Below are 15,156 nucleotides of genomic sequence, written 5' to 3' on the forward strand. Positions count from 1 at the left end.
GGTGTCGAGGCCGTGGTCGTAGCCCTGGCCGACGGTACGGAAGCTCCAGGCGAGACCGCGCCTGTGGGATTCGCGGTGTTGTTTCCGCACCTGGACGAGTGCCGGCGCCGTCTGTTGACGGGGCCGGGGCCCGGATCCCGGGACACGGCGGGAGCCGGGCCTTCGCGCAGGCGGCCGAAGCCGGCGAGACCACCGTCCGCAAGGGCGTCGACGAGTGGGAAGCGGGGGGCGGACCCGCTGGGTCGGGTCCGCCGCCCCGGAGGCGGCGGGCGCAAGAAAGCCGTCGAGGTGGATACGGGGCTGCGACCTGAACTGTTGGCGCTGGTCGAGGTCTGGACGCTGCTCGAAGACGACATGAAGCGGCTGCGGAACAAGTCGGGGGCGAACCGGCTGGGCTTCGCAGTGCCGCTGAAGTTCTTCGAAGTGGAGGCCCGGTTCGCGGCCGCCGGCACCTCCCTGGCCGACTCCGGGACAACAGGCCATCCTGGCCTGCGAGGTTGGTGGACGACGGGCAGGCAATGACACACCGAACGTCCAACGGAGTTCCCCTGCGGACGGTCGGATCTTGGTCGATCTTCTGTCCTACCGGGAGCTCCGTTGCCGCGTCCTGGCCTTCAAGTCAGCATCACCGAAAGCGACGAACCACAGAACGCAACCAGAGGACAAACCCGCCTCAACTCGCCATCGGCAAGCCTCTGATCAGCACGTACTCGCTAACTCACTGGCATTGTTCTGAGCTGGGACGATGAGGCTTGTCCAGGGCTTCTGTCATCACAGCAGGAAGGCACTTTCTGCGTGCACACTACCGGGTCGCGTCCCAAGCTCGTCGTCTCGGCCGACGGCCGAGGGGTGGTCAGTCATGCCGGATCCCGCTTGCTGGCGGATCTCGCCGACGCCACCGGCCTGACCGGCTCCTTCGCCAACGTGCTGGGTCGGTTGCGGCCGCGCGGCACCGGCCACGATCCGGGCCGGGTGGCGGTCGACCTGGCGGTGATGCTCGCCGACGGCGGCGAGGCAATCGCCGATCTGTCCCTCCTGCGTGACCAGCGCGAGGTGTTCGGTCCGGTGGCCTCCACCCCCACTGCATGGCGCGTCCTGGCCGACATCGACACCACCGCACTCGCGGCACTGCGCACGGCCCGCGCAATCGCCCGGGAGACCGCCCGGCTGCAGGCCGCCGAGACCCGGCGTGGGATACCGGTCTCCCACGCGGGCGGACGCGACCTGCCCGGCCTGGTCCTGCACCTCGACGCCACCCTCGTCACCTGCCACTCCGAGAAGGAACAGGCAGCCGCCACCTACAAACACGGCTTCGGCTTCCATCCGCTGCTGTGCTTCCTGGACAACACCGGCGAGGCTCTGGCAGGCATGCTGCGGCCGGGCAACGCCGGCGCGAACACCGCGAGCGACCACATCACCGTCCTGGACGCCGCACTCGCACAGATCTCCGATGCCCATCGCCACGGCACCGACATCCTCATCCGCACCGACAGCGCAGGCGGCACCAAAGCGTTCCTGACCCACCTACGCAACCTGCGCCAACAGGGCATCCAGACGCGCTTCTCCGTCGGACACCCCGTCACCGAACCGGTCCGCTGCGCGATCCGGGCCCTGCCCCGGCAGGTCTGGCACCCGGCCCTGGAGCAGGACGGTTCCCTACGCGGTTCAGCCGAGGTCGCCGACCTGATCGGCATGGTCGACCTGACCGGATATCCCGACGGCACCCGGATCATCGTCCGCCGCGAGCGACCGCACCCCGGTACCCAGCTCTCCCTGCTCGACCTCGATGAAGGCTTGCGCCACCAGGTCTTCCTCACGGACACCCCCTACGGAGAGGGCTCCGTGCAGCATCTGGAGGTCCGCCACCGCGCACACGCCCGGGTCGAAGACCGCATCCGCTGCGGCAAGACCACCGGCTTCGGCCGCTTCCCCTCCCGCTACTTCCATATCAACGCGGCCTGGCTGGAGCTGTCCCTGACCGCGATCGACCTGCTCGCCTGGACCCGCGCCCTGCTCCTGCACGGCGAACTCGCCGATGCCGAGCCCAAGAAGCTCCGCTACCGGCTGCTGCATGCAGCCGCCCGCCTCACCCGCGGAGGCCGCCGCCTCCACCTGTGAATCGCCGTCACCTGGCCATGGCGGCACGAGCTGGCGAATGCTTTTGCCTGTCTCGCGGCCCTGCCAAGACCGGTCACCTGACCAGTGACTTCGTCCCTGACCACCCACTACACGAGGACCTGGAGCACCCGACCACGCGCCGGGCCTCAGCCATGCCCGCCGGACGAGAAACAGCCGACAGCCACCGCCATCGCAACCAATCCGGCTCAGCCGACCCAACTGAAGCGGGGAGGTTAGGTGTCCGAGGCCGCCCGCACTGCTGCGGCTTCGTCCTGAGTGCGGGCTGCGGCCACGAGGTCACCAGCCATGGTGTGGGCCTTGGCCAGGGTATCGAGGCCTACGGCCAGCCAGGTCCGGGAGCCGATCTGTCGCCACAGTCTGATGGCTGCTTCGGCGCGTCGACAGGCCGACGCTGGACGTCCTGCTACGAGTTGCGCCTCGGCGAGTGCATAGAGCGTCGCCGCCTCGCCCCACAGATTGCCGAACTCCCGGTAGGTCCAAAGGGTGCGGGCCAGTAATCGGCGCCCCTCCGCATCAGCGCCTTGTCGCACCAGGACGTCCCCCAGCCAGCAGGTGGCGTGTGCGGTGGTGAGCCGGTCGCCCAGACTTTCGCTGATCGAGGCGGCCGTCCGGAAGCATTCTGCGGCAGTGGGGTAGGCGCCACGTGCCCGGTGGCCCTGTCCCAGGCATCGCAGGGCCTGGGCTTCTCCGGGCCGGTAGCCCGCTTCTCGGCTCGCCCGCAGGCAGTGCGTGAACTGTTCCATGGCCGCTTCTACACGCCCCTGCTCGAGGTAGATGACACCGATGCCGTTGGTGGCGTAGACGAGGCAGTTGACGTTTTCCACCGTTCGGGCCAGCTCGGCAGCCTGTTCGAAATGATGTACGGCCGAGGAGTACTGGCCCAAAAGGCGGTGTACGTACGCCAGCCCGGCTGTTGCACTGGCACGGTAGGCCCGGCCCTCGCCGTCGGCGAGCTGTAGCGCCTGCTCGAAGTGATTCAGCGCCTCCGGGTACCGGTCGAGGATGGTGGTGAGTTCGCCCAGGCAGCGGTGGAGCTGGGTGGCGCTGCGCTGATCTCCGCTGCTCAGTGCCGCCTCAAGCGCCCGGCTCTGGGTCCGTTCCCAGTCGTCGAAGTGGCTGCCGATCTGGAAGAGCGTCGTCAGCGTGGTGGCCAACCCGGCGGCCGGCGCGATCTCGGTTCTGTCGAGCGCCTGGTCCACCACGTCGATGAGGAGCTGGCGCTCGTCGTTGAACCAGGCAAGAGGGTCCGCAAGGATCTGGGTGGTGTCGGCCGGGGAGAGCCGCCAGGATGCCAGGCCCGCCTGCGAGGTGCCCTGGAAGTCGACGCTGAGGGTGTCCGCAGCCAGGCCGGCCAGGTGCAGGCTCGCGCCCAGCAGGCGAGTAAGCGCGGCCGTGCGGTCCTGTGGACTGACCTCCCGTTCTGCTCGTTCCCGGCCCAGCAGCCGCACCAGGTCGTGCAGCCGGTAGCGCGCTGCGGTGGCACCAGCCGCCCCAACTTCCACCAGATGGACATCCACCAACTCGTCGAGCACGGCCTCCGCGCGGCCCAGGTCCACGTCCAGCAGCGCGGCCAGGGCCCAGGCGGCGACGTCCGGCCCCGGCAGCAGGGCGAGCATCCTCAGGGCGTGCCGGATCACGGGAGCCATGCTCCTGTAGGTCAGTTCCAAACTGGCTCGCACGGCGATGTGGCCGACGGCCAGCTCATCAAGCTTGCGTTGCTCGTCGGCGAGCGCACGGGCGACCTTGGCCAGCTCCCAGTGCGGTCGTGCGGCCAGTCGCGCTCCGGTGACCCATACCGCGAGGGGAAGGCCACCACAGGTTTCGACGATGGATCGGGCCGAGTCGGACTCCGCGGCGGTCCGGTCCGCGCCCACCATCTCACGCAGGAGAGCCAGCCCCGCCCCGGGGTCGAGGACTCCTAGGGGGAGCCGGACACCACTCAGGCTCGCCAGGGTGGTCCGGCTGGTGACGATGGCGGCGCAGTGTTCTCCGCTCGGCAAGAGGTCGTCCACCAGAGGCGCGTCGGCCGCGTTGTCCAGCACGACGAGTGTCCGGCGCTGAGCCAGCAGGGTGCGGTAAAGGTTGATTCGCCCGGTCACGTCCGGGGGTATCGCTCCACCGTGTACGCCGAGCGCCCGCAGGGAGGCTCCCAGGACAGCGAACGGCTCGGCCGGCTCGTCACCGAAGCCCCGCAGATCCACGTAGAGCTGACCGTCCGGAAAACGGGAGGTCAATAGATGCCCCATGCGCACGGCGAAGGCCGTCTTGCCGACCCCGGCCGGTCCGGTGACCAACAGGGTCACCGGACCGAACGTCTCCTGGCGGAGCAGTCGATAGGCCTCGGCCACCTCGTTTTCCCGGCCCACGAACGGGGACGGGGACGGCGGAAGCAGGCGGGGGGGCAGTTGCGGCATGTTCGGCCCTACCCGATCCTCACGAGCGGTTCCGATGGGGTTGTCCGGCCGGTCCGAAACCGGGGCGTGCTGGCTTGCCACTGATGCGGTCCGCCGAGGGGCAGGGAGGCCTGCCGGTCCGGAAGCTGCGGAGCGCGGGGCGGGCACGGCGAGGGCAGGGTCGGCGGCGAGGATCTGCCGGTGCAGACGCCGCAGCAGCGCACCGGGGTCGACGCCCAGCTCATCGGCCAGTTGCCGCCGGACACGCTCGTAGCACTCGAGCGCCTCAGCCTGCCGCCCGCACCGGAGCAGCGCCAGCATTAACTGCCCGATCACCCTCTCGTCCAGCGGTTGTGCCTCCGCCCGAGTAAAACACTCGGCCAGCACCTGGACGTGATGCCCCAGTCGCAATCGCACCTCCACCAGGTCGGTCTGCGCGGCAAGTCGCTCCCTAGTGAGAAGGGTCCGCTGGGCGTTGAACCACGGGGTGTCTGCCCCGAGGAACGCCTCCCCCCGCCACAGCCCCAGTGCCTCCGCCCACAAGGCTGCCGCCCGCTCGTCCGCGTTCAGCGCCTGCGCCGCGCCCGCCAGGGCGCGGAACCGGTGCACGTCCACCGCTCCCGCTTCCACGGCAAGCCGGTAGCCGCCCTGCTCCCGATTGATGGCCACTCCCGACTCCGCCATTGATTGCCGCAGCCGCGACACATACCCGTACAGCGCTGCTCGCCCCTGGCGAGGCATCCGACTGCCCCACACTCTCTCTAGCAACACGTCCGCGGGCACCACCCGATCAGCATCGAGGAGCAGCGCCGCCAGGACAAGCCGCTGCCGTGCGTGCCCGATGGCCACTGGCGCACCGTCCTGCCACACCTCGACTGAGCCCAGAACCCCGAATCGCATAGCCACCCGGCCCGCCTTCCGCACGGTCGTGTCGCGTAAAGGCCTACCGTCCGCCGACCTGCGGGCCCAAGCCCGATTCAAGACTCTCCGAAGATTTCCCGAAAACCGCCCTGCCATGGTGAGCACACGGTCCTGGTCCTTTCGGCCGGGTTCCCGCCCATTCACCCGATCTCAGGGAGCGTGACATGCGTAAACAGCTCGAGAAGCTCGGAAGCAGGCTCTTGGACCACCTGGTCCCGCAGCTGGATGCCTCCGCAGCCGCGGAGGCTTGCAAAACCTGCATCCGCTGCGTGCGTGGCAGCGGATGCAGCTCGACCGACAACACGTGGTGGCAAACCCGGCTTGAGTGCAGCGATGGGAACAGCGCCTGGCACTACGACGGGTGCGGCTACTGCACACCCGGCTACTACGAGTGCTTTTGACGGAACGGCATGCGCGGCCTGAGCCGTGTGGTGGCCTCGCGCCGCCGCACGGCTCCTCCGCCCGGCCCTCGAACCGGGTCCGGGGCCGCCACCGACCGAAGGAGGAGCAGTGGAGTACGTGGCAGCCGGAGCCCGAGGACTGGTCGGTGTCGTGTTCCTGATGTCCGTCGTGGGCAAGCTGGCAGGGCGGTCCGCCCTAGGCGCGTTCGTGTCGTCCGTCCGGGACATGCGGGTGGTTCCGCAGGCGCTCGTTCAGCCGATGGCGTGGACGGTGGTCGGCGCCGAGAGTCTTGTGTGCGTGCTGCTGGCCATGCCAGTGACGGAAGTAGCTGTGGCCGCATTCGCGATCGCGGCGGGACTGCTGGCGGCTTTCTCCGCTGGCATCGCCCTGGCGTTACGCCGAGGCGTGCATAGCCCCTGTCGCTGCTTCGGCAGGTCAACGACACCCCTCGGAATACCGCACATGGCGCGCAATGCCGTGCTCGGTGCCGCCGCCTGCGCTGGTGCCTTGACGGCTTCAGCGCCGGGAGACCCGGAGCCGGGCGGGGTGCTGCTGACCGTGTTCGTCGGCATGACGATCGGTGCCTTTATCGCCTCGCTCGACGACATTCTCGCCCTCTTCCGGCCCGTAAAGAATCCGACTGTGGGCACGGCCCGCAGTCTTCGCTGACCCATGAGGAGTTGCCATGCCCGTTCTCATTGCTGCCGTAGTCCTCGTCGGGGCGCTCTGCGCGCTGGACCTAGCTCTCACCCTGGGGGTGATCAAACGGCTGCACGAACACACCGAACTACTCGCAAGCACGCGCCGGCCTGCGGGAGGCATCGATGTGGGCTCGGAGATCAGTGAGTTCGAGACGTCGACGGTCGACGGCGAGCACTTGCTCCCCGGGCTGCTGCCCGAGCAGACACTGGTCGCGTTCTTCTCTCCCGGTTGCGAGCCGTGCAGGGACAAGCTGCCCAAGTTCGTGGAGTACGCACGGCACTACCCCGGCGGACGCACTGGAGTGCTGACCGTAGTGATCGGTGACCCTGCGCAGTCAGCCGGGTTCGTGTCCGCACTCGGCCCGGTGGCACGGGTGGTGGTGGAAGAGCACGATGGCCCGCTCAGCGCCGCGTTCAAGGCGCAGTCCTATCCGACAGTCCTGCGGGTCGAGAGGGACGGTGATGGCCGACTCGTGGTGGCGGACAACCGGGTGCAGCTGGACCGGCCGACCGCTGTGACAGCATGACCCGGTCTTGTGCATCGGCTTCCGTCTCCGGAGGAGCGCTCGGGGCAGACCCCGCAGGCGGGACGCTACTGCGGCGGGCGTCCCTCCTACGTCCCCTGCGACACGCTGCGCGGGCCGGCGCGCTCGCGGTGAAGGCGGCACCCGGGCTTCTCACGGTCTACGTCGTCGTGACGCTCACGGTCGGGGCGCTGCCCGTGGTGACGGCCTGGTTGACGAAACTGGCGCTGGACGGCCTCATGGATAGCAGTTCCTCGACGGCAACACTCGTCCGCCTGGCCTCGGGCCTGGCCGCAGTGGGAGTTGCTGCTGGGGTAATGCCGCAGGCGGCCCAATACCTGCGGGCAGAGATGGACCGCGCAGTGGGTCTCCTCGCCCAGGATCGGCTGTTCACGGCAGTGAACAGCTTCGTCGGCCTGGGTCGATTTGAGAGTCCGCACTTCCTGGACCGGCTGCGCCTCGCCCAGCAGGCCAGCGGCATGGTGCCCAACCAGGTGGTGAACGGGGCCCTGGGCCTCGGGCAGGCTGCCATCACCATCAGCGGCTTTCTCGGGTCGCTCTACCTTCTCAGCCCCACCATGACGGCGCTGGTGCTGGTGGCGGGTGCACCGGCACTCGCGGCCGAGCTCACCCTGTCCCGGCGGCGTGCTCACCTGGCCTGGGACATCGGCCCCACGGAACGACGCGAGGCTTTCTACAGCGGCTTGCTGTCCAGCGTTGATGCGGCCAAGGAGGTGCGTCTGTACGGAATCGGCTCTTTCCTCCAGGGAAGGATGCTCGTCGACCGGCGCGCCGCCAACTCCGCACGACGGAACGTGGACCGGCGCGAGACCTTCGTCCAGTCCGCCCTCATACTGTTCGCCGCGCTCGTCTCCGGCGGTGGTCTGATCTGGGCGGTCACCGCGGCCCATGCGGGTAGACTCTCGGTCGGGGATATTACGATCTTCATCGCGGCCGTAGCCGGAGTGCAGGCTTCCCTGGTCGCGGTCGCGGGACACCTCGCGGGTACACACCAGGCGCTGATGATGTTCGACCACTATCACTGGGTGATTGCAGCAGGGCCTGACCTACCCGTGCCTGTCTCACCGCGCCCCCTGCCCCCCCTGCGGCGAGAAATCGAGTTCCGGGATGTGTGGTTCCGCTACTCCGAGGAACACCCATGGGTACTTCGCGGCGTCAACCTCTCGATTCCCCACGGCAAGGCACTGGCCCTCGTCGGGTTGAACGGTTCCGGAAAATCCACCCTGGTGAAACTACTCTGCCGGTTCTATGACCCCACCCGGGGCGCCATTCTCTGGGACGGCGTGGACTTGCGCGACATCGACCCGGCGGAGCTGCGCCTGCGAATCGGCGCCGCCTTCCAGGACTACATGTCGTACGACATGACGGCTGCGGAAAACATCGGGTTGGGTGACCTGGAAGCCTTTGACGCCCCCGAGCAGATCCATGCGGCTGCGGAACGCGCCGGCATGCACGAGAAACTGTCTGGGCTGCCCCTCGGTTACGACACCCTCTTATCACGGAAGTGGCTGATGAAATCCCGGCAGGACGATCCGGCCATCGGCGTCGTGCTCTCGGGTGGCCAATGGCAACGGCTAGCCCTGGCCCGGGCGTTTCTGCGGAACTCCCGGGATCTGATGGTTCTCGACGAGCCGTCTGCCGGATTGGACGCGGAGGCGGAGCACGAGATCCACATGTCCCTGCAGCGACACCGCGGCAACCGGACCAGTCTGCTGATCTCGCACCGGCTCGGTACCCTGCGCGATGCCGACGTCATTGTGGTGCTGGCAAAGGGACGCATAGTCGAGCAGGGAGATCACCGTTCTCTGATGGGCGCCAGCGGAGAGTACGCGCGGCTGTTCGATATGCAGGCGGTCGGTTACCAGTCGGCCGAGAAGGACGAACCCACCGCCACGGGGCTGCGATGAGGACACCAACGAGACGGGAGCCGACGGTCATTCCGGACCTGAGTTCCCTATGCGATTGGAAGCACGCTCTGCTGCTGGCCATCATAGGCATCTCCCTGCTCCGCCGAAAAGTCGTATCCGTCACCATTCGGGGCTCGAGCATGGAACCAGCTTTCCGTGACGGGGACCGGGTCCTCGTACTCCGAGGCAGGCAACTCGCCGTAGGGCAGGTGGTCGTGGTGGAGCGACCGCGGAAAGGACCGCGATGGACCACACACCCCATTAGCCGACCAGCCGGACCGGCGCCGCTCGCCGAGCGGCATTGGCTCATCAAACGGATAGCCGCCGTGCCAGGCGACCCGGTGCCGCCGGACCAGGTGGCCACTTGGGGGCAGACGCCGGAAAGCACCGTTCCGGTCGGCAAGCTCGTCCTGCTCGGTGACAACGCCGCGGCGAGCTACGACTCCCGGCAGGCCGGGTACTTCCAGGCAGAACGCGTATTGGGCACCGTGCTGTTCAGGAGCCGACGAGCCTAAGGGCTGTCCCGTAATCCCTGGCGGGCGTGCGACGACAGCCACGGCACCTCGCCGCGTTGTCGGAACGCCCGAATACACCCAGTATTAGGGCGTCCCTCCGCCTTGCGATGCACCGCGTCTGATGCCGCACGCTGATCCACCAGGGATTACGGGACAGCCCTTAGCTTATCGTTTATGGTCCGGCGTCGAACGCGGCTCGAACTTGATCGGCGTTTTCGCATTTCAGCGGACGTGAGGGCGGCCTTCGTCTGATCCTGTGCTCCGTCACAGAGGCATGGGAATGCGAAGGCCGTGGTCGTGAGTCTGGTGCGTCAGGGCGTCCTTGGGGATGCGTTCGCGGAAGTGTCACACTTCCGGTCGGAGTTGTACGCGTGTCTGACCGCGCGGGGCGACGCGTTGTTCGAGTTATGCGACGCGCTGTTGTGCACGGACGGGCCGGTGCGGACACTGGTCGATCTCGCGCTCGCGCCTGAACACCGCCGTGGGCACGGAGCTCTGTACGGCGGGCTCAACCAGGGTCGGATCGATGTCGCCCGGCTGCGTCGCGCCCTGGCCGGGATGCCGCTGCCGAGGGCGGCGGACGGTCGGCTGGTGCTGGCGGTGGACGTCTCGCCGTGGCTGCGGCCGGACGCCAGCACGTGTGCTGACCGGGCCTTTTGCCACACGTTCGGCCGGGGTGAGGGCAAGCACCAAATGGTGCCCGGCTGGCCGTACTCGGTGGTGGCCGCGCTGGAGACCGGCCGCACGTCCTGGACGGCGGTGCTGGACGCGGTCCGCCTGGAGCCCGGCGCCGACGTTGCCGCGGTCACCACGGTCCAGATCCGCGAGGTCGTCGAGCGGCTCGTCACCGTCGGCCAGTGGAAGCCGGGCGACCCTGAGGTCCTGGTCGTGCTGGACGCCGGATACGACGCCCCGCGCATCGCCCACCTGCTGTCCGGACTGCCCGTCGAGATCCTCGGCCGACTCCGTTCCGATCGGGTGATGCGCCGGCCGACACCGCTGCGGGTCTACGACCCAAAGGGCGGCCGACCGCCCAAGCACGGCGGCGAGTTCGTGTTCGGCGACCCCGCCACCTGGGGTGTCGAGCAGGCGGTGACGGCCACGGACACCCGGCTCTACGGGAGAGCGACCGCGCAGGCATGGGACCGGCTGCATCCGAGGCTGACCCGCCGGGCCGCATGGCTCGACCATGACGGCCCGCTCCCCATCATCGAAGGCACCGTGGTCCGCCTGGTCGTGGAGAAGCTGCCGTCCGGCGGGGTGAACAAGCCGGTCTGGCTGTGGTGGTCGGGCACCGGTGCCACCGCAGCGGATGTCGACCGCTGCTGGCAATCTTTCCTCCGCCGCTTCGACATCGAGCACACCTTTCGCCTGTTCAAGCAGACCCTCGGCTGGACCAAACCCCGGCTCCGCAGCTCGGAAGCGGCTGACCGGTGGACCTGGCTGGTGATCGCTGCTTATGCCCAACTCCGGCTCGCGCGACCGCTGGCCACGGACCTGCGGCGCCCCTGGGAGAAGCCGACGGAGCCGAACAAACTGACACCCGCCCGCGTCCGCAGAGGGTTCAGAAACCTGCGGGCGAAGGCCGGCACCCCAGCCGGTGCACCGAAACCGGCCCGGCCCGGGCCAGGCAGGCCACCGGGCTCGAAGAAACGCCGCCCGGCCACCCGTCACAACGTGGGCAGAGTCCTGGCCACCGGCAAGGCATACAGCCGCCCCGCCCACCACAAGCAAGGCACCAGACCCCGTCGCGGGAGCGGTACTGACACCATCGGCGGAGCCCCGTAATCTGCTCTGGCGCAGGACAGCGTGATCTTCGGTAGGGGCTCTCATGACAGGCGGCAACAGGTCCAGCACGGATATCGGCGGCGGTCACATCGGACTGGCCGTGACGATCATTGCTTTGATCGTTGTCGCCAGCTTCTCCGGCGCTCGCTGGACTTTGATCGTTGCAGGAGGCTTCACCGCCTGGTTCATCCTCGCGCTCACCGTCATCCACATCAGGGGTGGACGCGGCAGGGAAGCAGTTCGACGGGCCTATGTCGCCACTTTCGGCTGGGGCGACTACGTCACCCCCTGATGGGGTTAAACGACAAGCTTAGACGTCGTTTCTTATGGGGTTGTCGCTCGTTGAACCGTGCATGAAGGATCTGGTTGAGCGGTTGGCGCCGGATGAGTTGTGGGTTCTGTTCCGGCGAGTGGTGCCGCCCACTGAAGTGAAGCGTCCGCAGGGCGGGGGCCGACGTCGGGCCGGTGACCGTGAGGTTCTGGCCGCGGTCATCTTCGTGGCCACCTCGGGTTGCACGTGGCGGCAGCTTCCGCCGGTGTTCGGCCCGGCCTGGCAGACCGTCTACCGGAGGTTCGCTCAGTGGAGCCGGGACCGGGTCTGGGCCCGGCTCCACCGCGTGGTCCTGGATGAACTCGGCGCCCGGGGCGAGCTGGACTGGTCGCGGTGCGCGATCGACTCTGTCAGCGTCCGGGCGGCAAAAGGGGGTTGCTGACGGCACCGTCACCGAAGCCGACAACGGCGAGTAGGGGAGTAGGCAGGCGGTGAGCATGTTCGGGGACGGCCTGGACGCCGCGGTGCAGGAGGCGTTCACCCGCCCGGCGCCCAAGAACGCGGGCCCGCAGATGCGGCACCTGATCAAGCAGCTCAAGGGCACGAAGGCGGTCGCCTAACTGCTCGGGATCTCCCAGCGGCAGGTGGAGCGGTACGTGGCGGGCAAGGTAAGCACCCCCGCAATGACCTCGCGGAGCGCGAGGTGAAGAAGCGGTGGCAGCCGCAGATCCAGGCCAAGGCCCGGCAGAAGGCGACGACGACCGGCGGCATCGTCATCGACACCCGCGCCCGCCTCGGCTGCACCGCGCCGATCGGGTCCACGGACCAGGACCGCATCCGGCACCGAGCTGCAAGAACCACCACTAGCCAAGATCAAACCGCTGATAGCTTCAGCGCGGTGGTGAAGCGATTGTGAGAAGTGCTCTGACCCGCAGGTCACAGCGGACGGTTCGGTGCCTGGGCTCCTACCTCCTTCGGGCGAGCTCTTCCGGCCCCCTGGAGGGTGAAGGCCTCACCATGGAACCAATGGTCCGCGTGGTGCCCGGGCCAAGCGCGGGCCCCTGCGACGAAAGGACGTACCACATGCCCACGGAGGCCCAGCCCGGCCCGCTGCGGGTGCTCGTCTTCGGCGCCGCACTGCGGGCCGATTCATCCAACGCCCGCCTCGCGTCGCTCGTGGCCCGGCTGATTTCCGACACCGGCGCCACCGTCGACCACGCTGCCATGCACGAATTTGGCATGCCTTTGTACGACGGTGACGCGGAGGCCGCCGAAGGGCTGCCGGACGGCGCACTTTTGCTGCGTGACCGGATCGAACAGGCCGACGCCTTCGTCATTTCCTCCCCCGAGTACAACGCCTCCGTGCCGGGCCTGCTGAAGAACGCGATCGACTGGGTCTCGCGTGTGCGGCCGCAGCCGTTCAAGACCAAGCACGCGATGCTTGTCTCCGCCTCGCCGTCCCTGGTCGGCGGCAACCGAGGGCTGTGGGCGCTGAGGGTCCCCCTGGAGCACCTGGGTACCCGTGTCTACCCGGACATGTTCAGCCTTGCCAACAGCTACCAGGCCTTCGCGGAGGACGGAACGCTGATCGACCCGGGGCTGCAGCAACGTCTGTCCGAAACCGTGGCCGGTTTCCTCGGCCTCGTCGAAGCCGATGTGCGTTATGTCTGTCTGGAGCGCCGGTGGTACGAATTCCTGGGCGACCGTACCGAGGCGTCCATCACCCAACGGGCCGAGGAATGAGCCCGGCCGAGGGGCCAGCGCCTGGTGTCAGCTGATATTCCGCCGGGCCGGGGTGTCCAGGCGCACCCGGAGTAGTCCGGCGAACTGCTGACAGGAGCCGGTGTCGAAGGCGGAGGCGCAGAAGAAGAAGCTCCGCGAGTAGCGCAAGCGGCTCCAGGCGGCCGGGCTACGCTGTTCTCTCGCTGGGCAGTCCCGCCCTCGGCGGAACCGCATCGGCGGTGCGGCCGCGCGTCGCGATGCGCACCCCCATGTTCGGGACGGCGCTAAAGGCTGTGCGCACTTCGGCGAGCGCCTCGGCCGTGGCGCCGGCTGCTGCCAGCCGGGCGGAGCCAGCGCAAAGGCTCTCCCGGACGCGACCCGCGGTCAGCTTCACATCCGCGATCAGCGCCTGCCCCTGCGGAGCCTCCGGACCGAGATCGAGGCCGTGGCCACGCAGGATCGCGGTCAGCCCGTCGTACCAAGCGGGGCTGCCCGAGCGGGGAAAACCGACCCATTGCAGGCCAATAAGCGCGTCGAGAGCGATGCCGCCGGGCCCGGCGAGTTCCGCGGCCAGCAGTACACCCAGCTTCTCCCGCACGACGAGCAGCCCGTCGAACTCCCAGCTGACTCACGTGCAGGCGCCACGCCGCCGCAGACAGCCCGCCCTCCTCCAGCACCGCCACGAACGCCCGCAACTCCATGCCCCCATGCCACCACGCCGTCCGCAGCGCGTCACACCCCGCCCAGCGCTGAGAGCCCGGCGAACGGGATGGGGGCGACGGCGGTACTGCGACGGTATCCCGCGCGCTGTCGGTGCTGTGCCGGCACGGTTCCCTGCGATCAATGGATGACCTGCCCATCGCACGAGCGCGCGCCGCTGAGCAGAAAGAGTTCGCCTGCCCGGTGCGAAGTCCTGGCGGGGGTGTGGTGGGTGAGTCCGGACCTGAGGTGCGATCCGCCTCATGACGACTCGTGCTCGGCCATCCGCTCACGCATCGCTCACGTAGAAGGGCCTGCTGACCAGTTGGATGCTCAGGGGTGTGAGTTCGCGATCAAGCCAGAAAGCCGGTGTCGTCGTCGATCAGGATGGCGTCCCGGCCGACCGTGATCGTCACGCAGTCGCAAAACTACCCCTCGACGAACGTGACGGTCTCGTCGAGCGGCGCCCGGCCCGTACGGGTGTAACCCACCGTGGCGTCCTCGAACCCGATCGACATGCCGCAGAAGAGGATGAGTTCGTCCGGTGGTGACAGGATCTCCGCGACAGTCTTGCGATACACCGACCACGCCATCTGCGGGCAACTGTGCAGCCCTTCGGCGCGCAGCAGCAGCATGACGGTCTGCAGATACATGCCGACGTCGGACCATTGAGGCCGGCCCATGTCGCGGTCGATGTAGCAGAACAGGGCGGCGGGCGCGCCGAAACAGTCCCAGTTCGCGGCGGCAGCCCTCTGGCGCGCCTCCCAGTCCTCGCGCCCAATACCAAGTGCGCTGTAGCGTTCACGGCCGAAGGCAGATCGGCGCTCATGGTACGGAGACCTCAGTGCGGGCGGGTACATCTCGTACTCCCGCTCGTCCCAGGGGTCGGCTGCCGCCACGCGCTCACCGGCGCGCCTCTTGAGCTCGGCCAGCGGCCTACCGGTCACCACGTAGGCGCACCACGGCTGGACGTTCGATCCGGACGGCGCCCAAGCCGCGGCGGACAGGACCCGCTCCAGCACCTGCCTCGTAACGGGCTGGTCGCTGAACCCGCGCACCGCCCGTCGGCTCGTGACGGCCTCATAGACATCCAAGATCATCCGCCTCCCTCATCTGCTCCACCTGTCCATTCAGTGACAATCCGGGACCGCTG

At 68.3% G+C, this 15,156-nt stretch carries 10 protein-coding genes and 4 pseudogenes; 11 read left to right on the plus strand and 3 right to left on the minus strand.

Translation table 11 applies throughout. The annotated features are described in order from the left end of the window. Nucleotides 1-63 precede the first annotated feature (63 nt). Nucleotides 64-330 (plus strand): annotated as a pseudogene (locus ACFVYE_RS27915) (ISAzo13 family transposase); the annotation flags it as partial. 435 nt (nt 331-765) lie between these two features. Next, a pseudogene (locus ACFVYE_RS27920) lies at nt 766-2,199 on the plus strand (IS1380 family transposase). Nucleotides 2,200-2,351: 152 nt separating this feature from the next. Here ACFVYE_RS27920 and ACFVYE_RS27925 read toward each other — a convergent pair. Continuing rightward, entirely contained in the window at nt 2,352-5,432 is a 3,081-nt protein-coding gene (locus ACFVYE_RS27925) for a BTAD domain-containing putative transcriptional regulator (protein WP_389607617.1), read from the minus strand. A 531-nt stretch (nt 5,433-5,963) separates the two neighbouring features. Between ACFVYE_RS27925 and ACFVYE_RS27930 the strand changes: the two genes are divergently transcribed. The 9 genes and pseudogenes from ACFVYE_RS27930 (at nt 5,964) to ACFVYE_RS27970 (ending at nt 13,325) form a co-directional block, all read left to right on the plus strand. Continuing rightward, complete coding sequence (locus tag ACFVYE_RS27930) at nt 5,964-6,524, plus strand: MauE/DoxX family redox-associated membrane protein (RefSeq protein ID WP_383975903.1); 561 nt, start codon at nt 5,964-5,966, stop codon at nt 6,522-6,524. Between the two features lie 16 nt (nt 6,525-6,540). After that, nucleotides 6,541-7,083, plus strand: a complete 543-nt coding sequence (locus ACFVYE_RS27935; protein WP_383975901.1) for a TlpA family protein disulfide reductase — start codon at nt 6,541-6,543, stop codon at nt 7,081-7,083. After that, the gene (locus ACFVYE_RS27940) at nt 7,080-9,008 is read left to right on the plus strand and encodes an ABC transporter ATP-binding protein (protein WP_389607589.1); all 1,929 of its coding nucleotides are present in this window, start codon (nt 7,080-7,082) and stop codon (nt 9,006-9,008) included. The genes ACFVYE_RS27935 and ACFVYE_RS27940 overlap by 4 nt, the downstream gene beginning before the upstream one ends. Next, complete coding sequence (locus ACFVYE_RS27945) at nt 9,005-9,523, plus strand: S26 family signal peptidase (RefSeq protein ID WP_389607590.1); 519 nt, start codon at nt 9,005-9,007, stop codon at nt 9,521-9,523. Before ACFVYE_RS27940 ends, ACFVYE_RS27945 begins: the two co-directional genes overlap by 4 nt. A gap of 297 nt (nt 9,524-9,820) precedes the next feature. Then, nucleotides 9,821-11,311: an NF041680 family putative transposase gene (locus ACFVYE_RS27950; RefSeq protein WP_389607591.1), complete on the plus strand. Its 1,491-nt coding sequence runs from the start codon at nt 9,821-9,823 to the stop codon at nt 11,309-11,311. Nucleotides 11,312-11,354: 43 nt separating this feature from the next. Then, nucleotides 11,355-11,603: a hypothetical protein gene (locus tag ACFVYE_RS27955; protein WP_389607592.1), complete on the plus strand. Its 249-nt coding sequence runs from the start codon at nt 11,355-11,357 to the stop codon at nt 11,601-11,603. 61 nt (nt 11,604-11,664) lie between these two features. Beyond that, nucleotides 11,665-12,015 (plus strand): annotated as a pseudogene (locus ACFVYE_RS27960) (transposase); the annotation flags it as partial. Nucleotides 12,016-12,073: 58 nt separating this feature from the next. Continuing rightward, nucleotides 12,074-12,426, plus strand: a pseudogene (gene tpg / locus ACFVYE_RS27965) (telomere-protecting terminal protein Tpg); the annotation flags it as partial. A gap of 239 nt (nt 12,427-12,665) precedes the next feature. Further along, entirely contained in the window at nt 12,666-13,325 is a 660-nt protein-coding gene (locus tag ACFVYE_RS27970) for an NADPH-dependent FMN reductase (protein WP_389607593.1), read from the plus strand. Between the two features lie 166 nt (nt 13,326-13,491). Here ACFVYE_RS27970 and ACFVYE_RS27975 read toward each other — a convergent pair whose 3' ends face one another. Continuing rightward, nucleotides 13,492-13,902: a hypothetical protein gene (locus ACFVYE_RS27975; RefSeq protein WP_389607594.1), complete on the minus strand. Its 411-nt coding sequence runs from the start codon at nt 13,900-13,902 to the stop codon at nt 13,492-13,494. Nucleotides 13,903-14,431: 529 nt separating this feature from the next. Beyond that, nucleotides 14,432-15,097 (minus strand): nitroreductase, encoded by a 666-nt coding sequence (locus ACFVYE_RS27980; RefSeq protein ID WP_383978499.1) that lies wholly within the window; start codon nt 15,095-15,097, stop codon nt 14,432-14,434. Nucleotides 15,098-15,156 lie beyond the last annotated feature (59 nt).

Origin of the sequence: Streptomyces sp. NPDC058239 (assembly GCF_042882185.1) — a bacterium.
In the GTDB taxonomy this organism is placed as follows: Bacteria; Actinomycetota; Actinomycetes; order Streptomycetales; family Streptomycetaceae; genus Streptomyces.

What these genes read in the sequence shown, in the direction of transcription:
- ACFVYE_RS27925 (WP_389607617.1), bottom strand. Translation starts at nt 5,432, where the DNA reads ATGCGATTCGGGGTTCTGGGCTCAGTCGAGGTGTGGCAGGACGGTGCG.
- ACFVYE_RS27935 (WP_383975901.1), top strand. Translation starts at nt 6,541, where the DNA reads ATGCCCGTTCTCATTGCTGCCGTAGTCCTCGTCGGGGCGCTCTGCGCG.
- ACFVYE_RS27940 (WP_389607589.1), top strand. Translation starts at nt 7,080, where the DNA reads ATGACCCGGTCTTGTGCATCGGCTTCCGTCTCCGGAGGAGCGCTCGGG.
- ACFVYE_RS27945 (WP_389607590.1), top strand. Translation starts at nt 9,005, where the DNA reads ATGAGGACACCAACGAGACGGGAGCCGACGGTCATTCCGGACCTGAGT.
- ACFVYE_RS27955 (WP_389607592.1), top strand. Translation starts at nt 11,355, where the DNA reads ATGACAGGCGGCAACAGGTCCAGCACGGATATCGGCGGCGGTCACATC.
- ACFVYE_RS27970 (WP_389607593.1), top strand. Translation starts at nt 12,666, where the DNA reads ATGCCCACGGAGGCCCAGCCCGGCCCGCTGCGGGTGCTCGTCTTCGGC.